This is a genomic window from Nitratireductor aquimarinus, assembly GCF_017255295.1.
In the GTDB taxonomy this organism is placed as follows: domain Bacteria; phylum Pseudomonadota; class Alphaproteobacteria; order Rhizobiales; family Rhizobiaceae; genus Nitratireductor; species Nitratireductor aquimarinus.
Window position 1 is genome coordinate 42,224 of the sequence record NZ_JAFKDE010000006.1, and the last position, 20,935, is coordinate 63,158.

Genomic DNA, 20,935 nt, shown 5'->3' on the forward strand with positions numbered 1-20,935 from the left:
GGAAAGCGGAACCCGGCACCGCCCGGGTTCCCTGTCAGCCCAGGGCGCGACGCCTGTCTTCCCCTTCGGGCACATCCGTCGCATAGCCGTTTCGGCCGGAGCGCTTGGCGTCGTAAAGGGCGGCATCGGCGCGCGTGAGCGCTTCAAAAAGCCCCTCGCTTCCCACCGGACTCCACTCGGCAATGCCGATGCTCACCGACAGCGGAATGCGGCTCTTGCCGGCAATGAACGGTGTCGTAGAGATCTGCTTCACCAGCATATCGGCAATCTGCGCTGCATCGCGCATATCCGTCGCCGGCAGTATGGCGCAGAACTCATCACCGCTCACACGGGCCAGAATGTCCTTGCGGTGCAGACCATTGCTCAGAATGCCGGCGATATGCACGAGGCAGGCATCCCCGGCATGATGGCCGAATGTGTCGTTGATCTGTTTGAAGGAATCGACGTCCAGCATCATCACCGAAACGCACTCCCCCTGCTCACGCCCCCTTCTCTCGACCCGCCGTGCGCGGTTGCGCAGCCCACGGCGGTTGGACAAATCCGTCAGGTCATCGCGGCTGGCGAGATCAGCAAGTGCGGAGCTCAACCGGTCGATGGTCATCAGCAGGAAACCGAGATTGAGAACACTCGTTCCCAGAATGTTTGCCACCAGCAGCCATGGCGCAAACGCGTAGTATCCCGCATCGGACAGAGAACCGGAAATCCGGGCAAGATTGGACGCAATCTCCAGAACCTGACCGGAAAGCGCAATGCCGGCAGCAAAGGTCGCCACCGTAGCGCCGAGCCGGACGGGCCGTCTTGTCGCGAGCACGAGCAACAGCAGTGATGTCGGCAGCGCCTGAAGCAGCGCAAAAACGACATTCTGCACGGCCCGGTCAGGCCCCGCCATTTCCGCCAGAACCGCGCAGACGACCGCATAGGCGGCTAAAAGTCTCCAGCGCGCGCGGCCGTCATAGAACACGGCCACGCCCTGAAGGATCGTCGCGAAGCCGCATCCGATGAAGACCATGCCGGCCACTGTGGCAACACCGACCGCTCCATTCGCATCAACTGTGAGAAGAAGCCCGCCAATGCTGGTTCCGACCAGCGCTGCCAGCCAGTACCGCGCGGCAGCGATCTCCCGGTAAACGAAGGCAACGGAGGTCCAGACCACGATCAGCCCGAGGGAGTTCAGCAGAATGATGATGTAGAGGGTCTGGAAATCAAGTTGCATGGTTCAGGCCAACGATGGTCATGAAGCTTCGCGCCGGCAAACAATAAAACCCGGCAGACTTCCGTCTTCCTTACATGGAAGCGGAAAGAACACTTTTAATATGCCGGCGAAATTCTCAAGGATGCTTAACAAAAAACAAAAACCCCGAAAGCAGAGCTTCCGGGGTTTCGGTCAAACGCTGTTTCCAGCGGATCAGAACATGTGCGACACGCTACGGCTGCGCTTCAGCTCTTCACGGTTGTAGCCGTGAGCACGCAGGGTCTCGTCGTCAAGCATCAGAAGCGCGCCGTTGACATAGCTCCGGACCTGCTTCTGACGAGCTTCGATCAGCGCGTCGAATGCGCCGCGGAAAAAGCCACGCTTATTGGCCATCTGAGTTCTCCTAAAAATCCTGCGAAGGATGTTCCCTCGCCCGTGGCCCTGTAGATAGGCCTGTCTTTCCGGCACAACCAGCGCAGTTTGCGCATGGCTACCATCTCATTTTGCATTGCACACTTGAAATTGTGCAGTGCAGCATACCGCCTCGCGTGAAACCCGTTCCGCTTTCTTCGGCCATGCTGTAGGTTCGGGCCGATTTCGAAGAAGCGACAGGGTTCCATGTTTCAGTCTTTTGATGTCACCGCCGATTCCAGCCAGGGCATATCCCGCGTTGGACGGCTCCGCGAAGCGCTCCTGAAGGCCAATCTGGACGGCTATCTCATTCCCAGGGCGGACGAGCATCAGGGCGAGTATGTCGCCCCCTCCTCGGAGCGGCTTGCCTGGCTCACCGGCTTCACCGGCTCTGCCGGCGCTGCCCTTGTCATGAAGGACCGCGCCATTCTCTTTGTCGATGGCCGCTACACGCTTCAGGCAGCGGAACAGACCGATCCATCCACCTTCACCGTGGAAAGCCTGATCGAGAATCCGCCCAAGGCGTGGATCGGCCAGAACGCGCCGAAGGGCGCGCGCATCGGCTTCGATCCCTGGCTTCACACGATTGTCGAACTGCGCGCGCTGCGAAAGGCGGCTGCGGCGCGCGGCGTCGAAATGGTGCCGGTCGATGACAATCTGGTGGACAGTATCTGGGATGATCGCCCCGCCCCGCCGCTTGGACCGGCGCGCATCCAGCCGAAGGAATACGCAGGCGAACTGGCGAGCGCCAAGCTCGAACGGATGGCCGAGACCGTGCGCGAAGGCGGCGCGGACTGCACCGTTCTGACAGATCCGTCATCACTCGCCTGGGCGTTCAACATTCGCGGTCAGGACGTGCCGCACACCCCGCTCGCGCTCGGCTTCGCGCTGATCCCCGGCGAAGGGCGTCCGATCCTGTTCATCGACAAACGAAAGCTCGACCGGGAGACCGAAGCCTATCTGACGCAGCTTGCCGATTTGAAAGCGCCCTCCACGCTCGACGACGTGCTGGCCGAGCGCGCCGAGGGCGGCAACGCAATCGGCCTCGACCCGGTGCTGGTCGCCGAGCGGTTGCGGCAGGTTGCCGAACAGGCCGGCGGAAGCATTGTCGATCTGGGCGATCCCGCCCGCCTGCCCCGCGCCATCAAGAACGCGACGGAGCTTGAGGGCGCGCGCACGGCGCACCGCCGCGATGGCGTCGCCATGGTGCGTTTCCTGAGCTGGCTGGACCGGCAGAACCCCGGCACGGTCGATGAGATCAGCGCCGTGCGCAAGCTGGAAGAAAGCCGGGCGGATACCGGGCAGGAATTGCAGATGCCGCTGCGCGACATCTCGTTCGACACGATTTCCGGCGCCGGCCCCAATGGCGCGATCATCCATTATCGTGTGACCACGAAAACCAATCGCACGCTTGGCCAGAACGAGCTCTATCTGGTCGATTCCGGCGCGCAATATGAAGACGGCACCACCGACATTACCCGCACGGTGATTTCCGGCACGCCAAATGATGAAATGCGCGAGCGCTACACGCGGGTTCTCAAGGGGCTGATCGCGCTCACCACCGTGCGCTTTCCCAAAGGCACGCGCGGCATGGATCTCGATCCCTTCGCGCGTCACGCCCTCTGGCAGGCCGGGCTCGACTATGCCCATGGCACCGGCCACGGCGTCGGCTCCTATCTTGCCGTTCACGAAGGGCCGCAACGGGTCGCCAAAACCGGTACGCAGGCGCTGGAAGCCGGCATGATCCTCTCCAACGAGCCCGGCTATTACAAACCGGGCGGCTATGGCATTCGTCTGGAGAATTTGATCGTCGTCGAGCCTGCCACCGCAATCGAAGGCGGCGAGATCGACATGCACGGTTTCGAAACACTCACCCTGTGCCCGTTCGACCGCCGTTTGATCGACACCGCCCTGCTCTCAACGCAGGAGCGCGCCTGGCTCGATGCATATCATGCGCGGGTGCGGGACATGCTCTCGCCCCTGCTCTATGGAGAAGCGCTTGGCTGGCTGGAGAAAGTGACCGCCCCGCTCGATTGAGCGGGTTCGGTTCGGGCATCTAACCAAGCAGGTGGCGGAGCAGAATCAGCACCGCCGCCGATGACAGAAACATCGGCATCATACCGCCCGTCACCAGCGAAACGGCGATGCCGGTCACAAGGGCCGCCGTTTCGGCCACACCGCCATTCATCGCCGCCGGTGCGACCAGTGTGGTCAAAACCGCTGCGGGAACCGCATTGAGGCCCGCCTCCACACGCGGATGAATGCGCTCGAAGCGCGACAGCACCACATGGCCGCCAACGCGTGTCAGAAAGGTCAGGAGTGCGCCTGCCAGAATGATCCAGACTGTCGTGCTCATGACTTCTCCTTCCCTGCCCGCGTGCCCGGCGCCACGGCAGCGGCAAGCGCCACACCGGCGATGGCTCCGATCGAAACATGCCAGGGCGAGCCGACCGTGCGATACGCGATCACCGATACAACGGCGCTCATCAGCACCACCGGCAGCCAGAAAGACCGCTTGCGAAAACTCATGACGAGGCCGAGGAAATAGATCGGCAGAAGGAAGTCGATGCCCAGCGCCTGCGGATCGGGCACCAGATTTCCAAACAGCGCGCCAACCCAGCCTTCCGCCACCCAGCACAGATAGAGCGGCAGTGCGGAGCCCATATACCAGCCGAAGGTGATCTTGCCATGTGTCTCGCCACGGCGCTCGGCTTCCGCAAAGACCGGATCGGCCAGCAGGAAGAACCCCATCAGACGCTGCACCGGCCCCCAATGCGCAATGCGCCTGCCCGTGGTGGCCGAATAGAGCACATGCCGGAAATTGACGGCGAAGATGGACAGGACGATGAGCCATGGCGCAACCTTCTGGCCAAACAGGTCAATGCCGACCATCTGGCTCGCGCCCGCAAAGATCGTCGCGCTCATCAGCACGACTTCGAACGTGGTGAAACCGTTTTCGACGGCCAGCGCCCCGAACAGGAGGCCGAACGGCATCGCCGCGACGACCACAGGCACGCTGTCGCGCAACCCATCCATAAATTCGCGCGGAGGCGCATCTTCTCTGGCAATTTCGACTGACATCAAACCCTCAAAAGCGCGACCCTAGGTCAGCAGTGCTGACCAGTCACGTGAATTCCTTTGAACCACGGACCAGTGAATACCGAAGCTGACCTGACGCATCGAGCTTCCAAGGGTTTAGAGCGTTGCTGGCGCTGCCCGGATGCTCAGGCATGGATCCTCGGGTCAAGCCCGAGGATGACGACGGGGGATGGTGTCCAGTCCAGTTCGAATACGGTTGCGTACCAGCGTCAAAACACACTCGTCATCCTCGGGCTTGACCCGGGGATCCATGCCAGAACGCCACGACCGCATAATCACCCAGCCAAAGACGGCCAGCCGCACGGTGCGCTTCAAACAGTGCACCAGCGACGACGCGCTGTTTGAAGCGCATCGTTCTTTCAAGGGGGTAGAGCGTTGCTGGAGCTGTCCGGATGCTCAGGCATGGATCCTCGGGTCAAGCCCGAGGATGACGACGGGGGATGGTGTCCAGTCCATTTCGAATACGGTTGCGTACAAGCGTCAAAACACACTCGTCATCCTCGGGCTTGACCCGGGGATCCATGCCGGATCGTCACCACCCATGATCACCCAGCCAAAGACGGCCAGCGGCACGGTGCGCTTCAAACAGTGCACCACCGACGGCGCGCTGTTTGAGGCACATCGTGCTTTCAGGAGGTTAGAGCGTTTCTGGAGCTGTCCGGATGCCCGGGCATGGATCCTCGGGTCAAGCCCGAGGATGACCACGGGGGATGGTGTCCAGTACAGTTCAAATACGGTTGCGTACAAGCGTCAAAACACACTCGTCATCCTCGGGCTTGACCCGGGGATCCATGCCAGAACGCCACGACCGCATCATCACCCAGCCAAAGAAGGCCAGCGGCACGGTGCGCCTCAAACAGTGCACCACCGACGGCGCGCTGTTTGAGGTGCATCGTTCTTTCAAGGGGTTAGAGCGTTTCTGGAGCTGTCCGGATGCCCGGGCATGGATCCTCGGGTCAAGCCCGAGGATGACGACGGGGGGGTGGTGTCCAGTCCAGTTCGAATACGGTTGCGTACCAGCGTCAAAACACACTCGTCATCCTCGGGCTTGACCCGGGGATCCATGCCAGAACGCCACGACCGCATAATCACCGAGCCAAAGACGGCCAGCGGCACGGTGCGCTTCAAACAGTGCACCACCGACGGCGCGCTGTTTGAAGCGCATCGTGCTTTCAAGGGGTTAGAGCGTCCGTTGTGCGTCCGAACAGACGCATGGCGCTCTAACCTCCGACGCGCTCGAACCACGCGTCTTCGTCGATCACCTCGATGTCGAACTCCGCCGCCTTCTTAAGCTTGGAGCCTGCGCCGGGGCCGGCCACCACCAGATCCGTCTTCTTGGAGACGGAGCCGGCAACCTTCGCGCCCAGCCGTTCGGCCATGGCCTTCGCCTCATCGCGCGACATGCGTTCCAGACTACCGGTAAAGACGATGGTTTTGCCGGCCACGGGCGAATCGGCGGCCGGGCGCTCGGCTTCCTTCACGGTCACTTCGCCTGCCAGACGCTCGACCAGTTCCCGGTTGTGCGCCTCGCCGAAATACTGCGCGATGGAAGCGATCACCGCATCGCCGATATCGTCAAGCGCGTCCATTTCCTCACGCGCCTGCACGTCGCCATTGGCCACCGCCAGCGCGGCGTCGTGGAACTCCTGCCAGCTGCCATAGGCGCGCGCCAGGGTCTTCGCCGTCTGCTCGCCCACATGGCGAATGCCAAGCGCATAGACCATGCGCTCCAGCGTGATCGTGCGGCGCTGCTCAATGGCCTCGAACAGCTTGACGGCGGAGGTTGCACCCCAGCCTTCCTTGTCCTTCAGCTTCTTGAAGCTTTCGGCGTCGCGCGCAGCCAGCGTGAAGATGTCGCCCGGCGCTTTCACCGGCAGGTCGGGATCGTTGAAGAAGAATTCGATCTGCTTCTCGCCAAGCCCGTCAATGTCGAAGGCGCGGCGCGAAACGAAGTGCCGCAGATGCTCCACGCGCTGGAACGGGCAGGCAAACTCGCCCGAACAGCGGCGCACCACCCCCTCAACGCCAGAGCCGATGCCCTCGCGCACCACCGGCGTCTTCAGATCGCAGGGGCAGACCGTGGGAAACGCGAAGGGCACGGCGTCTTTGGGACGCTTCTCCTCGATGAAGCCGAGGATCTGCGGGATCACATCGCCGGCGCGCTGAACCGTCACCGTGTCGCCGACCATCACGCCCAGCCGCTCGATCTCCTCGGCATTGTGGAGCGTCGCATTGGTCACCACCACCCCGCCGACCGTGACCGGCTCCAGCCGCGCAACCGGCGTCAGCGCGCCCGTGCGCCCCACCTGAATGTCGATGCCATGCAGGATCGTCGTCGCCTTCTCGGCCGGGAATTTGTGGGCAATCGCCCAGCGCGGGCTGCGCGAGACGAAGCCGAGCCGCCGTTGCAGTTCAAGATCGTCCACCTTGTAGACCACGCCGTCGATGTCATAGGGCAGCATCGCGCGCTCTTCCTCGATCTTGCGATACTGCGCGATAAGCGCTTCGGCACTCTCGCAGCGCTTCATCAGATCGTTGACGCGGAACCCGTATTCCTCGAGCGCTTCCACCATGCCCGTCTGCGTGTCAGACGGCATTTCCGACACCTCGCCCCATGCATAGGCAAAGAATTTCAGCGGCCGGGCGGCGGTGACGGAGGAATCGAGCTGGCGCAGCGAACCGGCAGCCGTGTTGCGCGGGTTCACATAGGTCTGCTTGCCCGCCTCTTCCTGGCGCTTGTTCAGCGCGAAGAAGTCGGCATGGGTCATATAGACCTCGCCGCGCACCTCGATCACCTCGGGCGGATTGCCTGCAAGCACGCTCGGGATGTCCGCCACCACACGCGCATTGGCCGTCACGTTCTCGCCCTCCTGCCCGTCGCCACGGGTGGCGGCGGAGATCAGGCGACCGTTTTCATAGCGCAGAGAAAGCGACAGGCCGTCGATCTTGGGTTCGGCGGTCATCACCACCGGCGCGTCGGCGGCAAGCTTCAGATAGCGGCGGATGCGCGCCACGAAGTCGATCACGTCCTCGTCGGAAAAGGCATTGTCGAGCGACAGCATCGGCACTTTGTGCCGGACCTTCTCGAACTTCCCGGAGACAGGCGCACCAACCCGCCGCGAAGGCGAATCGTCCCGCACCAGAGCCGGAAAATGCTGCTCGATGGCCAGGTTGCGCCGCCGCAGCGCGTCATAGTCAGCATCCGAAATCGCCGGCGCGTCTTCAGCGTGATAGAGCCGGTCATGCTTGGCGATCTCAAGGGCGAGCGCCTCGAGTTCTTCAATGGCTTGGGCTTCCGTCAGCGTGTCAACGGCGGGCTTGGCTTTGGGCATGACAATGGATCCGACTGTGTGAAACGGCGCGCAGTGTAAAACATTCGCGCCCGATAGGGGCAGCGGTCTTTTTAAGCGCCTGAAGCCTGCTGACAAGGGTCGCCGGCAAACCCCGAACAGAAGAATGGATCAGGAGGCGACTGCGTTGCCCTGAAGCAGTTTGTGCGCGGCTGCGCGCGCCTCGTCGGTCACCGTGGCGCCAGCCAGCATGCGGGCGATCTCTTCGCGCCGTGCGTCGGTGTTCATCACCGAAACGCCGGTCGCGACGCGGTCCGTATCGCCGCTCTTGGCGATCAGGTAATGCGTGCCCGCGCGCGCCGCCACCTGCGGCGCATGGGTCACTGAAAGTACCTGAATGCGGTCGGAAAGGCGCGCAAGGCGCTGACCGATGGCATCTGCCACCGCACCGCCCACGCCCGTGTCGATCTCATCGAAAACGAGCGTCGGCGCAGAACCGCGATCCGCCAGCACCACCTTGAGGGCCAGCAGGAAGCGCGAAAGCTCGCCGCCCGAAGCGACCTTCATCATCGGGCCTGCGCGGGTGCCCGGATTGGTCCGCACCCAGAACTCCACATGGTCGATGCCATCCTCGCCCCGGTCGTCGGCCTCGGTGGCAATCTCCACGATAAACTCGGCGCGCTCCAGCTTGAGGGCCGGCAGTTCTTCCATGACGGCCTTGCTCAGCGTCAGAGCCGTCTCACGGCGTCGCTGAGAGAGCTCTTCCGCCGCAGCGCTGTAGATACCGATCGCAGCCTTCGCCCGCTCCTCCAGCGCGCCAAGGCGCTCCTCACCGGCGTCGAGATCATCCAGATCGCCCACCATGCGGGCGCACAGCTCGGCCAGATCATCCACCTGCACATTGTGCTTGCGCGCAACGGCGCGCAGCGCAAAGAGGCGCTCTTCCGTATCTTCCAGACGCTTCGGATCGAACTCGGTTGCGCGCATCGCCTCATCCACGCCGGACTGGGCGACATCAAGCGACAGAAGCGCTGAATCGAGCGGTTCGATGATGCCGTCAAGAAGGCCCGGCGCTTCTTCCGCCTTGCGCTGCAAGCGGCGCAGCAAGCTGGAGAGCTGTGACACGGGTGACGCATGGCCAGACAGCACTTCCTGCGCATCGGAGATGTCGGACGCGATCTTCTCCGCACGCATCATGTCCGCGCGTTCGCCGGCGAGCACCGCTTCCTCGTCCGGACGCGGATCGATCTTGGTCAACTCCTCCACCGAGGCGCGCAGGAAATCGGCCTCACGGGCCGCAGCCTCAACACGCGCACGGTGCCGCGCAAGCTCCTGCTCACACTGGCGCAGATCGCGCCATGCGGTGCGCACACGCTCAACGTCAGGCCCATGCCCGCCAAATGCGTCAAGCAGGTCGCGGTGCATCGCGGCATCGACAAGCGCGCGCTCGTCATGCTGGCCGTGGATCTCGACAAGCTGTCGCCCCACCTGCCGCATCAGCGCAACGCTGGATGGCTGGTCGTTGATGAAAACACGGGTGCGGCCATCGGCGCTCTGCACACGGCGCAGAATGACGTCGCCCTCATCGTCAATGGCGTTCTCGGCCAGCACGGCGCGCACGGGGTGTGCCGCCGGCAGATCGAACACGGCGATCACCTGCCCCTGATTTGCGCCATGGCGCACCAGTGAGGCGTCGCCACGGCCACCAAGAGCCAGTGAGAGTGAATCGAGCAGGATGGACTTGCCCGCGCCGGTCTCACCGGTCAGAACCGAGAGCCCCGAGGAAAAATCCATGTCGAGGCGTTCAATCAGGACGATATCGCGGATCGACAGATGAGACAGCATGGTTAGGGTCAGCCGCCCAGAATTGCCGCTCCAGCCTTGGAAATCCAGGAACCGCTGTTTTCACGCGGCTCCAGCCCGCCAGACTGCAGCAATGCGTAGGAATCCTTGTACCACTGGCTGTCCGGGTAGTTGTGACCCAGAACGGCAGCAGCCGTCTGCGCTTCCGACACCAGGCCCATCGCGTAATAGGCTTCGGTCAGGCGCGCGAGCGCTTCCTCGACATGGCGTGTGTTGGGATAGCTCTCCACCACACCACGGAAGCGGCGCACGGCGGCAACATATTCACGACGCTCGAGATAGTAGCGGCCGATCTGCATTTCCTTGCCGGCGAGCTGGTCGCGGGCAATGCGGATCTTGGCTTCGGCATCCGGCACATATTCCGAATCCGGCCAGCGCTGCACAACCTCTTCCATCGCTTCGACGGTGCGGCGCGCCTCGCGCTGGTCCTGCGTCACATCGCGGATCTGGCGGAAATAGCTCAGGCCAACGAGATACTGCGCATAGGCTGCATCTTCCGTGGTCGGATAGAGCGCCACATAGCGCTTGCCGCTGTTGATGGCCTCGTCATACTTGCCCTGCCGGTAGTTGGCGAAGGTGTTCATCACCATCGCCTTGCGGGCGTATTCCGAATAGGGGTGCTGACGGTCGATGGACTCGAACTTCGCGCTCGCCTCCTTCAGCCGTCCGGCATTCATGTTGGCCAGCGCCTGATTGTAGAGCACGTCAGCCGGATCGGTCTGCTCGACATAGGTCGACAGATCAAGGTCCTTCTCCGCATTACAGGCGGAAAGAAGAAGCGAAACGCCAAGCACGGAAGCTGTCGTGATGGCAGCTCTGCCTGTCCTGGTCATGCCGGCAACAAAAGTTGAACGCATTTCGCCTCTCGCAAACGGAAAATCGATATCGGAACGCAGTCATAGAGCAAATGACCGCCACGCGGCAACGCTATTGCCCGCCAATCGTACAATTTTGTGGCACGAGGAAGGAAGCGCAGGCCCTGAACTGGCGCATAAAGCGCAGAACTAAAGCGTCCAGGGCGCGTAAACGGGTGCGCTGACGGCAACCATTTCCGCACGACGTCCCTGCTCACGACGCGTCGTTTCGACGATCTCGTAGGCAGAATGGTCGGTCAGAAGGTGGCGCAGTGCAGCCGCATTGAGTCGGTGTCCGCCACGGTAGGAGCGGAAGCAGCCGATGAAACGCGCACCGGCCAGAGCCAGATCGCCCACGGCGTCGAGCATCTTGTGACGCACGAACTCGTCAGGGTAGCGCAGGCCTTCCATGTTGATGACCTTGTGGTCCTCACCGATGACAACCGAGTTCTCCAGCGAAGAACCCAGCGCATAGCCGGCAGCCCACAGCCGCTCAACATCCTTGATGAAACCGAAGGTACGGGCGCGCGCAACCTCTTTGCGGAAGTTCCCGGCATTCAGGTCCAGCGCAAGCGCCTGCCGGCCGATGGCCGGAGTGTCGAAATCGATATCGACCTCGAAACGCGTGCCGTCATAGGGGCGGAACTCCGCCCAGGAACCACCATTGTCGACGCGAACCGGTTTGACGACGCGGATATAGCGGCGCTTGACGGCAAGCGTTGCAATGCCGGCCTGCTCGAACGCATCCATGAAACCGATGGCGCTGCCATCGAGAACCGGCACTTCGGTGCCATCGATCTCGATCACGACATTGTCGATGCCGACAGCCAGAAGCGCTGCCATGAGATGCTCGACGGTGGCGACATATTCGCCGCGGGCATCGCCCAGCGCCGTGCAGAGATCCGTCTGGCAGACTTCAGAGGCGAGCGCGCGAATCACGCGACCGGTGCCGGCCTCGTCGATCCGCTGAAACACGATGCCCGTGTCAGGCTCAGCCGGAGAAAAGTGAATGGAAACGGGCTTACCGCTGTGAACGCCGATACCCGAGAGAGAACAGCGCGATTTGAGTGTCGTCTGATATTCGAGCAAAATGGTCCCCGTAAGCTCTCAAAGGCCTGCGCTCAGTCAAGCGCCAGCACGTCCATGGTTTTCAGGACAACACCCCCAAAATGCGTCCCACGCCCCGCCTTTAGTTGCGACGGAAGATAATGTCGCCAAATACAGACTCCAAATCACGCTTTCTTACTTCTTGTTACGGCATCACAAAAATGAGATTCCGCCATAACGACATGATTTGTTTAATAAATTTTAACAAAAAGGGGGATGCGCCGCATCCCCCTCCCTGACATTTCGTTACAGGCGTTACCGCCGGAGCATCGGACCGAAAAGCGGAATCCGGTTTTCGGTTGATTCCGATGCTCTTCAAAAACCTGGATCGTCCTTTGTGCATCCAATTGGATGCACGGCGATCTAGTTGGCCTGCCGGCGAAGGAAAGCGGGAATCTCCAGCTGATCCTCTTCCTGCACATTGCGCTGCTGCGTGGTCAGGCGGCCATGCTCGTCGAGACGACCCTGACGCGGCGCATAGAGCTGACCGTCGCTTTCGGGTGCACGGCGCGCCTGCGGGGCTGCCTGACGCAGCTTCGGCTCGCGCGGCTGCTCCGAATAACCCTGCTCGGGGTCACGACGCGAAAGACCATGCGTGAGGCGCTTGATCAGGCCCATCGGACCACGATCCTCATGCTCCTGCGCCTGGGCTTCCATCTCGGCCTTCACGACCGGCGGGAAATCCTCGACGCGCGGCATGCGCGGTGCGGCGGCCTGCGGCTGCGGCTGAACCTGCTCGGCGCGCGGCTGCATCGGAGCCGGCTGCGGCTGCTGCGGAGCCTGTGCGGCGACCGGAGCCGGTGCGGGCTGCTGCTGTACCGGCTTGGGAGCCGGCGCAGGCGCTGCGGCCTTCGGAGCCGGCTGAACCGGCTGTGCGCCACGGAAGAGCGAGCTCTGCGGCTGGAAACCACCATTGCTGACGGCAGGACGCGGCGTCGGCGCACGGGCGGCTACCGGAGCAGGCTCGGCGCGCTCGGCCTCACGGATTGCTTCGGCCACCGGATCGGCAACAACCTGCGGCTTGGCTTCAACGGCTGCCGGACGCTGCATTTCCACCGTACGCGGCTGAGCCGGACGCGAAGCGGATGCAGGTGCGGAAATCTCCGCTGCCGACTTGTCGATGCCGGTCGCGACGACCGAAACGCGGATGACGCCTTCCAGGTCTTCGTCGAAGGTCGCGCCGAGAATGATGTTCGCGTCCGGGTCCACTTCCTCGCGAATGCGGGTCGCAGCTTCGTCCACCTCGAACAGGGTCAGGTCGCGGCCACCGGTGATCGAGATCAGAAGGCCACGCGCGCCCTTCATGGAGCTCTCGTCCAGCAGCGGGTTGGCGATTGCAGCCTCGGCGGCAGCCATTGCACGGCCCTCGCCGGACGCTTCGCCGGTGCCCATCATGGCCTTGCCCATCTCGCGCATCACCGAGCGAACGTCGGCGAAGTCGAGGTTGATCAGGCCTTCCTTGACCATCAGGTCGGTGATGCAGGCGACACCCGAGTAGAGCACCTGGTCGGCCATCGCAAAGGCGTCGGCGAAGGTGGTCTTGTCGTTGGCGATGCGGAAGAGGTTCTGGTTCGGGATGACGATCAGCGTGTCAACGCACTTCTGCAGTTCCTCGATGCCGGCTTCCGCCGTCTTCATGCGGCGCTGGCCTTCGAAGTGGAACGGCTTGGTGACGACGCCAACGGTCAGGATGCCCTTCTCGCGGGCGGCGCGGGCCACAACGGGCGCAGCACCGGTGCCGGTGCCGCCGCCCATGCCGGCGGTCACGAAGCACATGTGGGTGGAGGACAGGTGATCGACCAGTTCGTCGATGCATTCTTCGGCGGCGGCCTTACCAACTTCCGGCTGCGAACCGGCGCCAAGCCCCTCGGTCACGGCAGCGCCGAGCTGGATCAGGCGCTCGGCCTTGGACTGGGTCAGAGCCTGCGCATCGGTGTTTGCGACAACGAACTCGACGCCACGCAGACCGGCATTGATCATGTTGTTGACGGCGTTGCCGCCCCCGCCCCCGACACCGAAAACGGTGATGCGTGGCTTCAGCTCGGTAATGTCCGGCTTCTGCAGATTGATAGTCATTGTCCTCGTCCTTTCCGCCTTTGCCGCCGCCTGGTCGCCGCCGCGGTCGTCAATTTGGGGCCGCCCCCGCTAGAAGTTGCTTCTCAGCCACTGGCTGACGCGCTGGAACCGGCCACCAGTGCCAGTCGCGCGAGTGAATATGCCGCTCTTTCCGCTGCGGCCACGGTTTTCGAACTCCGCAACCTGCGGATAGATCAAGAGGCCCACCGAGGCGGAGAAAGCCGCCCCCTTGGCCGCTTCCGGAAGCCCCGCCACGCCGAGCGGACGCCCGAGCCTGACATTGCGCCCGAATAGCCGGCGGGTTGCCTCAGGCAGACCGACAAGCTGGCTAGCGCCACCCGTCAACACCACCCGACGCCCCACCAGGCCGCCATATCCGGAGCGGTTCAGCTTGTCGCGAGCCATCTCCAGCGTTTCTTCGATGCGCGCGCGGATGATCCGGGTCATCACGGCGCGCGGCACCTGGATCGGCTGTTCGCTCGGGTCCGCCCCCATCGGGTGGATCGAAACGATGTCCCGGTCGTCGCTCGAAGAGATGAGCGCCGAACCGTGCATGACCTTCAGCCGCTCCGCATCCTCAAGCCGCGCCGACAGGCCGCGCACCAGATCCATGGTCACGTGGTTGCCGCCAACCGGCAGCGCCTCGGCCCACACGAACTTGCCTTCGGCGAAGACGGAAATCGTCGTCGTGCCGCCGCCCATGTCGATGCAGGCCGCACCCATCTGCGCCTCGTCATCCACAAGTGCGGCCAGACCGCTTGCGTAGGGCGTCGCCACCATGCGCTCGACCGAAAGGTGCGAACGGTTGATGCAAAGCTCCAGATTGCGCAGCGGCGCTGCGTCCGCCGTCAGGATGTGCATGTCGACGCCGAGTTCCGCACCAACCATCCCGCGCGGATCGCGAATGCCGCGCTCGGCATCGAGGCTGAAGCCCGTCGCCAGCGAATGCACCACTTCACGCTCGGTCTCGAGCCCCTGGCGCGCACCGGCCGCGAGAACGCGGTTGATGTCGGACCGGGCGACCTCGTGACCGCCAAGATTGATAGACGCCGAGATCGTCTCGCTGCGCAGGCGTCCCGCCGACACGTTGACGATCAGCGAATCCACCGTCAGGCCCGCCATGCGCTCGGCAGCGTCCACCGCAAGCCGGATCGATTCCTCGGCCCGGTCGAGATCGATGATGACGCCGGACTTCACGCCCTGCGACTGCTGATGACCGATGCCGATAACCTTCACACGATGCGTGCGATGGCGCAGCGCCCGGCCTTCTTCCGCCGGCATGAGCTTGGCGATGATGCAGCACACCTTGCTCGAACCAACATCGAGAACCGTGATGATGCCGGAGCGGCGCGCAGCGTTCTTCTTGGGATCTGATAACCAGCTCATATCTGCGCCCCACCTGCAATCCGCGCCTTGTAACGCTTGCGCATCGCTTCCTGGTGATCCTCGGCGGCATCCTCGGACAGACCGATGGCGATGCGGTCGCCAAGACGCATATCCACCGAGGTGATGTCACGCGACAGAAGGCCCTTCTGGCGATCAAGCGAAGCCAGTGTCGCCAGCGTCAGCGCCTCGTCACGCTCGGGCAGTTTGATGGTCACGCCATTCTTCAGACGCAGATCCCAGCGCCGGTCGCCAATGCGGATATAGGCGCGCACTGCATCCGCAATCGCGGGATGACGCGCCACCTTGGCAATGAACTCCGGTCCGGCCTCACGCGCACCAATGCCGATCACCATCGGCAGCGCCGTGTAGCGCCCGCCATCGAACGGCGCGATCACCGAACCATCCTTCTCGATCAGGGAAAGCTCGTTGCCGTGCTGCCAGATCGCGAAAGGCTTCTTCTCGGTGATGTCGACTTCAAGCGTCGCCGGGTAAATCTTGCGGACAGCCACACCCTCGACCCATGGCAGGGCGGAAAGCCGCTCGCGCGCGCCCTCGGCGCTGAAACCGACCAGCGCCGTCCAGCCGTCGAGACCCACTTCCTGGATCACGTCGATCTCGGACGTTTCATCATTGCCGACCACATGAACCTGCGCAATCGCCAGACCGGTGCGCGCGGTCACGCTCTGCACCACCTGCGGCAGATGTCCGCCGGCAAGCGTTCCGTAGATCGCGGTCGCCCCGAGAAGGGCAGCTGTTGCAATGCTCGCGCCAAAGCGCGGCGGCTCCACTTCGCCCGCATTGACGCGCTGCATGAAGCGGGCCGGCCGGCGCAGCCAGCGCGGCAGCACCACATCGCCGCCACGACGCCTTGCCATGTACCGGTCCTTCCCAGCCTTTGATGACGTCAGCGAGAACACGAAGCGTCCTCCACAATCCAACTCAACAATTCACCAAACCCAATTCCCGCCGCTGCGGCGATCTCGGGCACCAGAGAGGTTGGCGTCATGCCGGGCTGCGTGTTCACCTCCAACCAGACAAGCTCTCCATCAGCGGATTTGCGATCGTCAAAACGGAAGTCGGACCGGGACACGCCCCGGCAGCCAATAGCCTTGTGTGCCGTGAGGGCCAGTGTCTCTATTTTTTGGTAAATATTTGGTGAAATTTTTGCCGGGCATTCGTGTTTTGACCCACCCGGAACGTATTTCGAGTCGTAATCGTAGAAGGTGTGACCGACCGGAATGATCTCGGCAATGCCGAGCGCACGATCACCCATCACCGCACAGGTGAACTCGCGTCCGGCCACATAGCGCTCGACCATCACGCGCTCGCCATACTGCCAGTCCGTCGAGCTGATGATCTGCGGGGGCGTGCTCTGCCCCTCCTGCACGATCACCACACCAAAGCTGGACCCTTCATTGACGGGCTTCACCACATAGGGCGGCTCCATCGGGTGCTCATTGCCGATCTGGAAACGGTTGACCACCAGCGCGTCGGCCACCGGAATGCCCTCCGCCTTCGCCACGGTCTTGGCAAGCTGCTTGTCCATGGCAAGCGCGGACGCCAGCACGCCGGAATGCGTGTAGGGAATGTCGAGATATTCGAGAATACCCTGAATGGCCCCGTCTTCACCGAACGGACCATGCAAAGCATTGAACGCGACATCGGGATTGAGATCAGACAGGACCCGCGCAACATCGCGCCCCACATCGACGCGCGTGACAGCATAACCCTCGACTTCGAGAGCGTCGGCGCAGGCAGTACCGGAAGAAAGACTAACCGGCCTCTCGGAGGAGAATCCCCCCATCAGGACGGCAACGTGCTTCCTCTTCATTTTCCGGCTACCCCCTTGTCCAAGCGCCCGGAATTTCGGGCAATATTCCGCATTGGCCGAGCAAGACCTCCTCAAATGGGAAAGCCCCCGACCCGAACGCCGCGACTCAAATCAGTGATTACTTATGGGCCAAAGAATCAGAGGTTTGATTCCAAGGCAAGGGCTTGAGATTCCCGAAGATTCAATTTTCTGAAAATTTTACATTTTGTGAACGCAAACACCCCCGGGACGCAACTTGACACATCCGGGAGGGGCAAAACTGCTGCGGCGCAACATAGACCGCGCGGGAGCAAATATCCCCGGCCGCATCTTCGTGCGGCCGGCATTCATTCAGGAACGAGACTAGAGCATCTGCCCCAGAAACGGGTCGATCTCGCGACCGTCGCGGAATTCACCGATGCGCTTGATCTCCCATTCGAGACGAACGCCCGAATGCTCAAGAACCTTCGAGCGCACCGTCTCGCCCAGATATTCCAGGTCGTAGCCGCTCGCCGTTCCGGTGTTGATCATGAAGTTGCAGTGCATGGGCGACATCTGCGCGCCGCCAATGGTCAGCCCGCGGCACCCGGCCTTGTCGACCTCTTTCCAGGCCGAGCTTTCAGGCGGGTTCTTGAAGGTGGAGCCACCCGTTTTCTCACGCACCGGCTGCACGGTCTCGCGGTGATGCTGAACCGCATCCATCTCGCTGCGGATGACATCGGGATCTTCCCGGTAACCTTCCATAAGAGCGGAGGTGAAGATCAGGTCACGGGGCGCGTCCGAATGCCGGTAGGCATAGCCCATATCGGCATTGGAGAAGACATGCAGCTCGCCCTTCCGGTCAAACGCGCGCACTTCGATCACCCGCTCTTTCGTCTCGACGCCATTGGCGCCCGCATTCATGCGCAGCGCACCGCCCAGACCACCGGGAATGCCGTGATAGAAATGAAACCCGCCAATGCCGGCCTCAAGCGCCGCTGCGGCAAGCCGCTTGTCGGGAATGGCCGCGCCCGCGCGAATGCGCGTATCGGAAACCACTTCCGCCTGGCCAAACCCCTTGGCTGAAAGCCGCACCACGAAACCGCGAATGCCGCCCTCGCGCACCAGAAGGTTCGAGCCGATGCCCACCATGGTCACCGGAATGTCTTCCGGCACCGCTTTCAGAAATGCGGAGAGGTCTTCCTCATCGGCCGGCTGAAACAGAACATCAGCCGGACCGCCGGCGCGAAACCAGGTGATCTTGTCCATGCCGGCGTCGGGCGTCAGCCGTCCGCGCAGGCCCGACAGCCGGTCGCCGAGACGCTCCAGCAGTTCCGCTCCACTCATCCCTTGGCCTCAAGCTCTTTGGGCAGCGCATAGGCCCACTGGGTGATGTTGCCGGCGCCCAGATAGACGATGAAATCGCCTTCCTTCGCCCAGTCGCGCACAATCTGCTCGACCGCTTCCGGCCCTTCGATATACGCCACGTCGCGGTGGCCCGAAGCGCGGATGCGCGAAACGAGCGTGTCGGACGACACGCCTTCGATCGGGTCTTCGCCCGCCGAATAGACCGGCGCGACCAGCACCTTGTCCGCCTCGTTGAAGCAGGCGGCGAAATCGTCGAACAGATCATGCAGGCGCGAATAGCGGTGCGGCTGCGCAATCGCCAGAATGCGCCCCTGACACGCCTCGCGCGCAGCCTTCAGCACGGCGCGGATCTCGACCGGGTGATGGCCGTAATCGTCAAACACGCTGACGCCGTTCCACACGCCCGTAAGCGTAAAGCGGCGCTTCACGCCGCCAAAGCCCGCCAGACCTGCGCGGATCGCCTCATGGTCGATGCCAAGCTCATGCGCCACGGCAATGGCCGCCGTCGCGTTCGACACATTGTGGCGGCCTGGCATCGGAAGGCGCAGGCCCTCAAGCGTCTGCGTCTCGCCCGTCTTGCGGTCGCGGAATGTCACGTCAAACACGGAGACCGGACCGTCCATGTGATGATTGGAGAACCGCACATCGGCCTGCGGGTTCTCACCATAGGTGATGACGCGGCGGTCCTCGATGCGACCAACCAGCGCCTGCACCTCGGCATGGTCGATGCACATGGCGGCAAAACCGTAGAACGGCACATTCTCGACGAACTGGCGGAAGGCCGCGCGCAGCTTGTCGAAATCGCCGTAATGATCGAGATGCTCGGGATCGATATTGGTGATGACGGCAATGTCGGCGGGCAGCTTGAGGAAGGTGCCATCGCTCTCATCGGCCTCGACGACCATCCAGTCGCCCTCGCCCATGCGCGCATTGGTGCCATAGGCGTTGATGATGCCGCCATTGATGACCGTCGGGTCGAACCCGCCCGCATCGAAGAGTGCCGCCACCATCGATGTGGTGGTCGTCTTGCCATGGGTGCCGCCAATGGCGACCGCCTGACCGAAGCGCATCAGCTCGGCCAGCATCTCGGCGCGGCGAACGATGGGCAGATGCTTCTCACGCGCCGCAACGATCTCGGGATTGTCTTTCCTGATGGCCGTCGAAACGACGATGACTTCCGCCTCGCCCAGATTTTCTCCGGCGTGACCGATGAAAACCTCGATACCCTTCTCGCGCAGGCGCACCACATTGGGGTTCTCGGCCTGGTCAGATCCCTGCACCTTGTAGCCAAGCGTGTGCAGCGCCTCGGCGATGCCGCTCATGCCTATGCCGCCGATGCCGACGAAATGCACGGTTCCAATCGTCTGCGGCATCTTCATGCGCGGGTTCCTTCCTTCATTGTGTCTGCGGGTTGGCCGGAGGCAATAGCCTCCACGAGGTCGGCAAGCAACTCCGCTGCATTGGGTTTGCCCACGCTGCGCGCGGCAGCCGCCATCTCGGCCAGATGTTGAGGATCGTTCATGGCTCCGCCGATCAGCTCTGCAAGCCGCTCGGGCGAGAGCGTTGACTGGGCGTGAAGCTCCGCGCCGCCGGCCCGCTCAAGCGCTGCCGCATTGGCCGCCTGATCGTGATCGAGCGCATGCGGATAAGGCACAAGAAACGCCGGACGGCCAATGGCCGCAATTTCCGAAACAGTCGAAGCGCCGGAGCGTGAAATGACCAGATGGCTATCGGCAATGCGGCGCGCCATATCCTTGAAAAAAGTGGAGACCTCGGCTGGCACGCCGAGCTTCTCATAGGCCGCGCACACCTCGCCCTCGTATTCGGGACGCGCCTGCTGCGTCACGACGAGCCGCGCGCGCTGCCCGGGCTCAAGCAGCGCAACCGCTGCGGGGATCGCATCGGAAAAGAACTGCGCGCCCTGGCTGCCGCCAAACACCAGAAGCCTGAAAGGTTCCTGCGCGCCTGCCGCACGATAGGGTTCTGCCGCAGCTTCGATGACCGCAGGGCGCACCGGGTTGCCCGTCGCGACGATCTTGTCGGCAAACGCGCCCTCATCCGGCAGAAAGCCGCCGGCAATCGCCTGCACGCGGCCAGCCAGCGCCTTGTTGGCGCGCCCCATCACCGCGTTCTGTTCGTGAACCAGCGCCGGTATGCTGCGCCGTGTGGCGGCATAAAGCGGCGGAAGCGTCGGATAACCACCGAACCCCACCACGGCGGCAGGCTTGAACCGCTGCAGGATCACCGAAGCCTGCTTGACGCCGCGCCAGATGGTCCAGCCGGCCTTCAGAAGCGCAATCGGATTTTTGGAACCGAACGTGGCGCTCTCAACGATGTGCGTCTCGTCGGCGGGAAACGAACCGGCAAAACGCGCCGCACGCCGGTCGGTCGCCAGATGCACCGACCAGCCGCGCTCATGCAGCGTGTGCGCCAGAGCTTCGGCCGGAAAAAGGTGACCGCCGGTCCCACCGGCGGCAAGAAGGATCGTACCCTTGGTCAT

General features: G+C 62.9%; 16 protein-coding genes. 1 reads left to right on the top strand and 15 read right to left on the bottom strand.

What is annotated here, in order from left to right; all coding sequences use genetic code 11:
- Positions 1–34: 34 nt before the first annotated feature.
- Together JYP46_RS11225 and JYP46_RS11230 are read right to left on the bottom strand one after the other, a co-directional pair.
- The gene (locus JYP46_RS11225) at positions 35–1,213 is read right to left on the bottom strand and encodes a GGDEF domain-containing protein (RefSeq protein ID WP_206548129.1); all 1,179 of its coding nucleotides are present in this window, start codon (positions 1,211–1,213) and stop codon (positions 35–37) included.
- A gap of 192 nt (positions 1,214–1,405) precedes the next feature.
- Positions 1,406–1,585 carry a hypothetical protein gene (locus JYP46_RS11230; RefSeq protein ID WP_113155628.1) on the bottom strand — a complete coding sequence of 60 codons (180 nt, stop codon included), beginning with the start codon at positions 1,583–1,585 and terminating at the stop codon, positions 1,406–1,408.
- Between the two features lie 225 nt (positions 1,586–1,810).
- On the opposite strand from JYP46_RS11230, the gene JYP46_RS11235 reads away from it, so the two are divergent.
- Positions 1,811–3,640: an aminopeptidase P family protein gene (locus tag JYP46_RS11235; RefSeq protein ID WP_206548130.1), complete on the top strand. Its 1,830-nt coding sequence runs from the start codon at positions 1,811–1,813 to the stop codon at positions 3,638–3,640.
- A 19-nt stretch (positions 3,641–3,659) separates the two neighbouring features.
- On the opposite strand, the gene JYP46_RS11240 is transcribed toward JYP46_RS11235, so the two are convergent.
- The 13 genes from JYP46_RS11240 to murG form a co-directional block, all read right to left on the bottom strand.
- On the bottom strand, positions 3,660–3,959 hold the full coding sequence (locus JYP46_RS11240) for an AzlD family protein (protein ID WP_113155630.1): 300 nt from the start codon (positions 3,957–3,959) through the stop codon (positions 3,660–3,662).
- On the bottom strand, positions 3,956–4,684 hold the full coding sequence (locus tag JYP46_RS11245; protein ID WP_206548131.1) for an AzlC family ABC transporter permease: 729 nt from the start codon (positions 4,682–4,684) through the stop codon (positions 3,956–3,958). Before JYP46_RS11245 ends, JYP46_RS11240 begins: the two co-directional genes overlap by 4 nt.
- 1,238 nt (positions 4,685–5,922) lie before the next feature.
- Positions 5,923–8,034, bottom strand: a complete 2,112-nt coding sequence (gene ligA / locus JYP46_RS11250; protein ID WP_206548132.1) for an NAD-dependent DNA ligase LigA — start codon at positions 8,032–8,034, stop codon at positions 5,923–5,925.
- Positions 8,035–8,163: 129 nt separating this feature from the next.
- Positions 8,164–9,837, bottom strand: a complete 1,674-nt coding sequence (gene recN / locus JYP46_RS11255) for a DNA repair protein RecN (RefSeq protein ID WP_206548133.1) — start codon at positions 9,835–9,837, stop codon at positions 8,164–8,166.
- 8 nt (positions 9,838–9,845) lie between these two features.
- Positions 9,846–10,688 (bottom strand): outer membrane protein assembly factor BamD, encoded by an 843-nt coding sequence (locus JYP46_RS11260; protein WP_222474089.1) that lies wholly within the window; start codon positions 10,686–10,688, stop codon positions 9,846–9,848.
- Between the two features lie 171 nt (positions 10,689–10,859).
- On the bottom strand, positions 10,860–11,798 hold the full coding sequence (gene lpxC / locus JYP46_RS11265) for a UDP-3-O-acyl-N-acetylglucosamine deacetylase (RefSeq protein ID WP_113155635.1): 939 nt from the start codon (positions 11,796–11,798) through the stop codon (positions 10,860–10,862).
- Between the two features lie 381 nt (positions 11,799–12,179).
- A complete protein-coding gene (gene ftsZ, locus JYP46_RS11270; RefSeq protein ID WP_206548134.1) occupies positions 12,180–13,892 on the bottom strand; it encodes a cell division protein FtsZ in 1,713 nt (570 codons plus the stop codon).
- 69 nt (positions 13,893–13,961) lie between these two features.
- A complete protein-coding gene (ftsA, locus tag JYP46_RS11275; RefSeq protein ID WP_113155637.1) occupies positions 13,962–15,278 on the bottom strand; it encodes a cell division protein FtsA in 1,317 nt (438 codons plus the stop codon).
- Complete coding sequence (locus JYP46_RS11280) at positions 15,275–16,153, bottom strand: cell division protein FtsQ/DivIB (protein WP_206548135.1); 879 nt, start codon at positions 16,151–16,153, stop codon at positions 15,275–15,277. Before JYP46_RS11280 ends, ftsA begins: the two co-directional genes overlap by 4 nt.
- A 29-nt stretch (positions 16,154–16,182) precedes the next feature.
- Entirely contained in the window at positions 16,183–17,109 is a 927-nt protein-coding gene (locus tag JYP46_RS11285; protein WP_113155639.1) for a D-alanine--D-alanine ligase, read from the bottom strand.
- A 342-nt stretch (positions 17,110–17,451) separates the two neighbouring features.
- A complete protein-coding gene (murB, locus tag JYP46_RS11290) occupies positions 17,452–18,414 on the bottom strand; it encodes a UDP-N-acetylmuramate dehydrogenase (RefSeq protein ID WP_206548136.1) in 963 nt (320 codons plus the stop codon).
- Positions 18,411–19,814, bottom strand: coding sequence for a UDP-N-acetylmuramate--L-alanine ligase (gene murC, locus JYP46_RS11295; protein ID WP_113155641.1), 1,404 nt, complete (start codon positions 19,812–19,814; stop codon positions 18,411–18,413). The genes murB and murC overlap by 4 nt, the downstream gene beginning before the upstream one ends.
- Positions 19,811–20,935 (bottom strand): undecaprenyldiphospho-muramoylpentapeptide beta-N-acetylglucosaminyltransferase, encoded by a 1,125-nt coding sequence (gene murG / locus JYP46_RS11300; protein WP_206548137.1) that lies wholly within the window; start codon positions 20,933–20,935, stop codon positions 19,811–19,813. The genes murC and murG overlap by 4 nt, the downstream gene beginning before the upstream one ends.

What these genes read in the sequence shown, in the direction of transcription:
- JYP46_RS11285 (WP_113155639.1), bottom strand. Translation starts at nt 17,109, where the DNA reads ATGAAGAGGAAGCACGTTGCCGTCCTGATGGGGGGATTCTCCTCCGAG.
- JYP46_RS11260 (WP_222474089.1), bottom strand. Translation starts at nt 10,688, where the DNA reads ATGACCAGGACAGGCAGAGCTGCCATCACGACAGCTTCCGTGCTTGGC.
- murB (WP_206548136.1), bottom strand. Translation starts at nt 18,414, where the DNA reads ATGAGTGGAGCGGAACTGCTGGAGCGTCTCGGCGACCGGCTGTCGGGC.
- JYP46_RS11240 (WP_113155630.1), bottom strand. Translation starts at nt 3,959, where the DNA reads ATGAGCACGACAGTCTGGATCATTCTGGCAGGCGCACTCCTGACCTTT.
- JYP46_RS11245 (WP_206548131.1), bottom strand. Translation starts at nt 4,684, where the DNA reads ATGTCAGTCGAAATTGCCAGAGAAGATGCGCCTCCGCGCGAATTTATG.
- JYP46_RS11280 (WP_206548135.1), bottom strand. Translation starts at nt 16,153, where the DNA reads ATGGCAAGGCGTCGTGGCGGCGATGTGGTGCTGCCGCGCTGGCTGCGC.
- JYP46_RS11235 (WP_206548130.1), top strand. Translation starts at nt 1,811, where the DNA reads ATGTTTCAGTCTTTTGATGTCACCGCCGATTCCAGCCAGGGCATATCC.
- JYP46_RS11225 (WP_206548129.1), bottom strand. Translation starts at nt 1,213, where the DNA reads ATGCAACTTGATTTCCAGACCCTCTACATCATCATTCTGCTGAACTCC.
- JYP46_RS11230 (WP_113155628.1), bottom strand. Translation starts at nt 1,585, where the DNA reads ATGGCCAATAAGCGTGGCTTTTTCCGCGGCGCATTCGACGCGCTGATC.
- murC (WP_113155641.1), bottom strand. Translation starts at nt 19,814, where the DNA reads ATGAAGATGCCGCAGACGATTGGAACCGTGCATTTCGTCGGCATCGGC.
- ligA (WP_206548132.1), bottom strand. Translation starts at nt 8,034, where the DNA reads ATGCCCAAAGCCAAGCCCGCCGTTGACACGCTGACGGAAGCCCAAGCC.
- ftsZ (WP_206548134.1), bottom strand. Translation starts at nt 13,892, where the DNA reads ATGACTATCAATCTGCAGAAGCCGGACATTACCGAGCTGAAGCCACGC.
- murG (WP_206548137.1), bottom strand. Translation starts at nt 20,935, where the DNA reads ATGACCAAGGGTACGATCCTTCTTGCCGCCGGTGGGACCGGCGGTCAC.
- ftsA (WP_113155637.1), bottom strand. Translation starts at nt 15,278, where the DNA reads ATGAGCTGGTTATCAGATCCCAAGAAGAACGCTGCGCGCCGCTCCGGC.
- recN (WP_206548133.1), bottom strand. Translation starts at nt 9,837, where the DNA reads ATGCTGTCTCATCTGTCGATCCGCGATATCGTCCTGATTGAACGCCTC.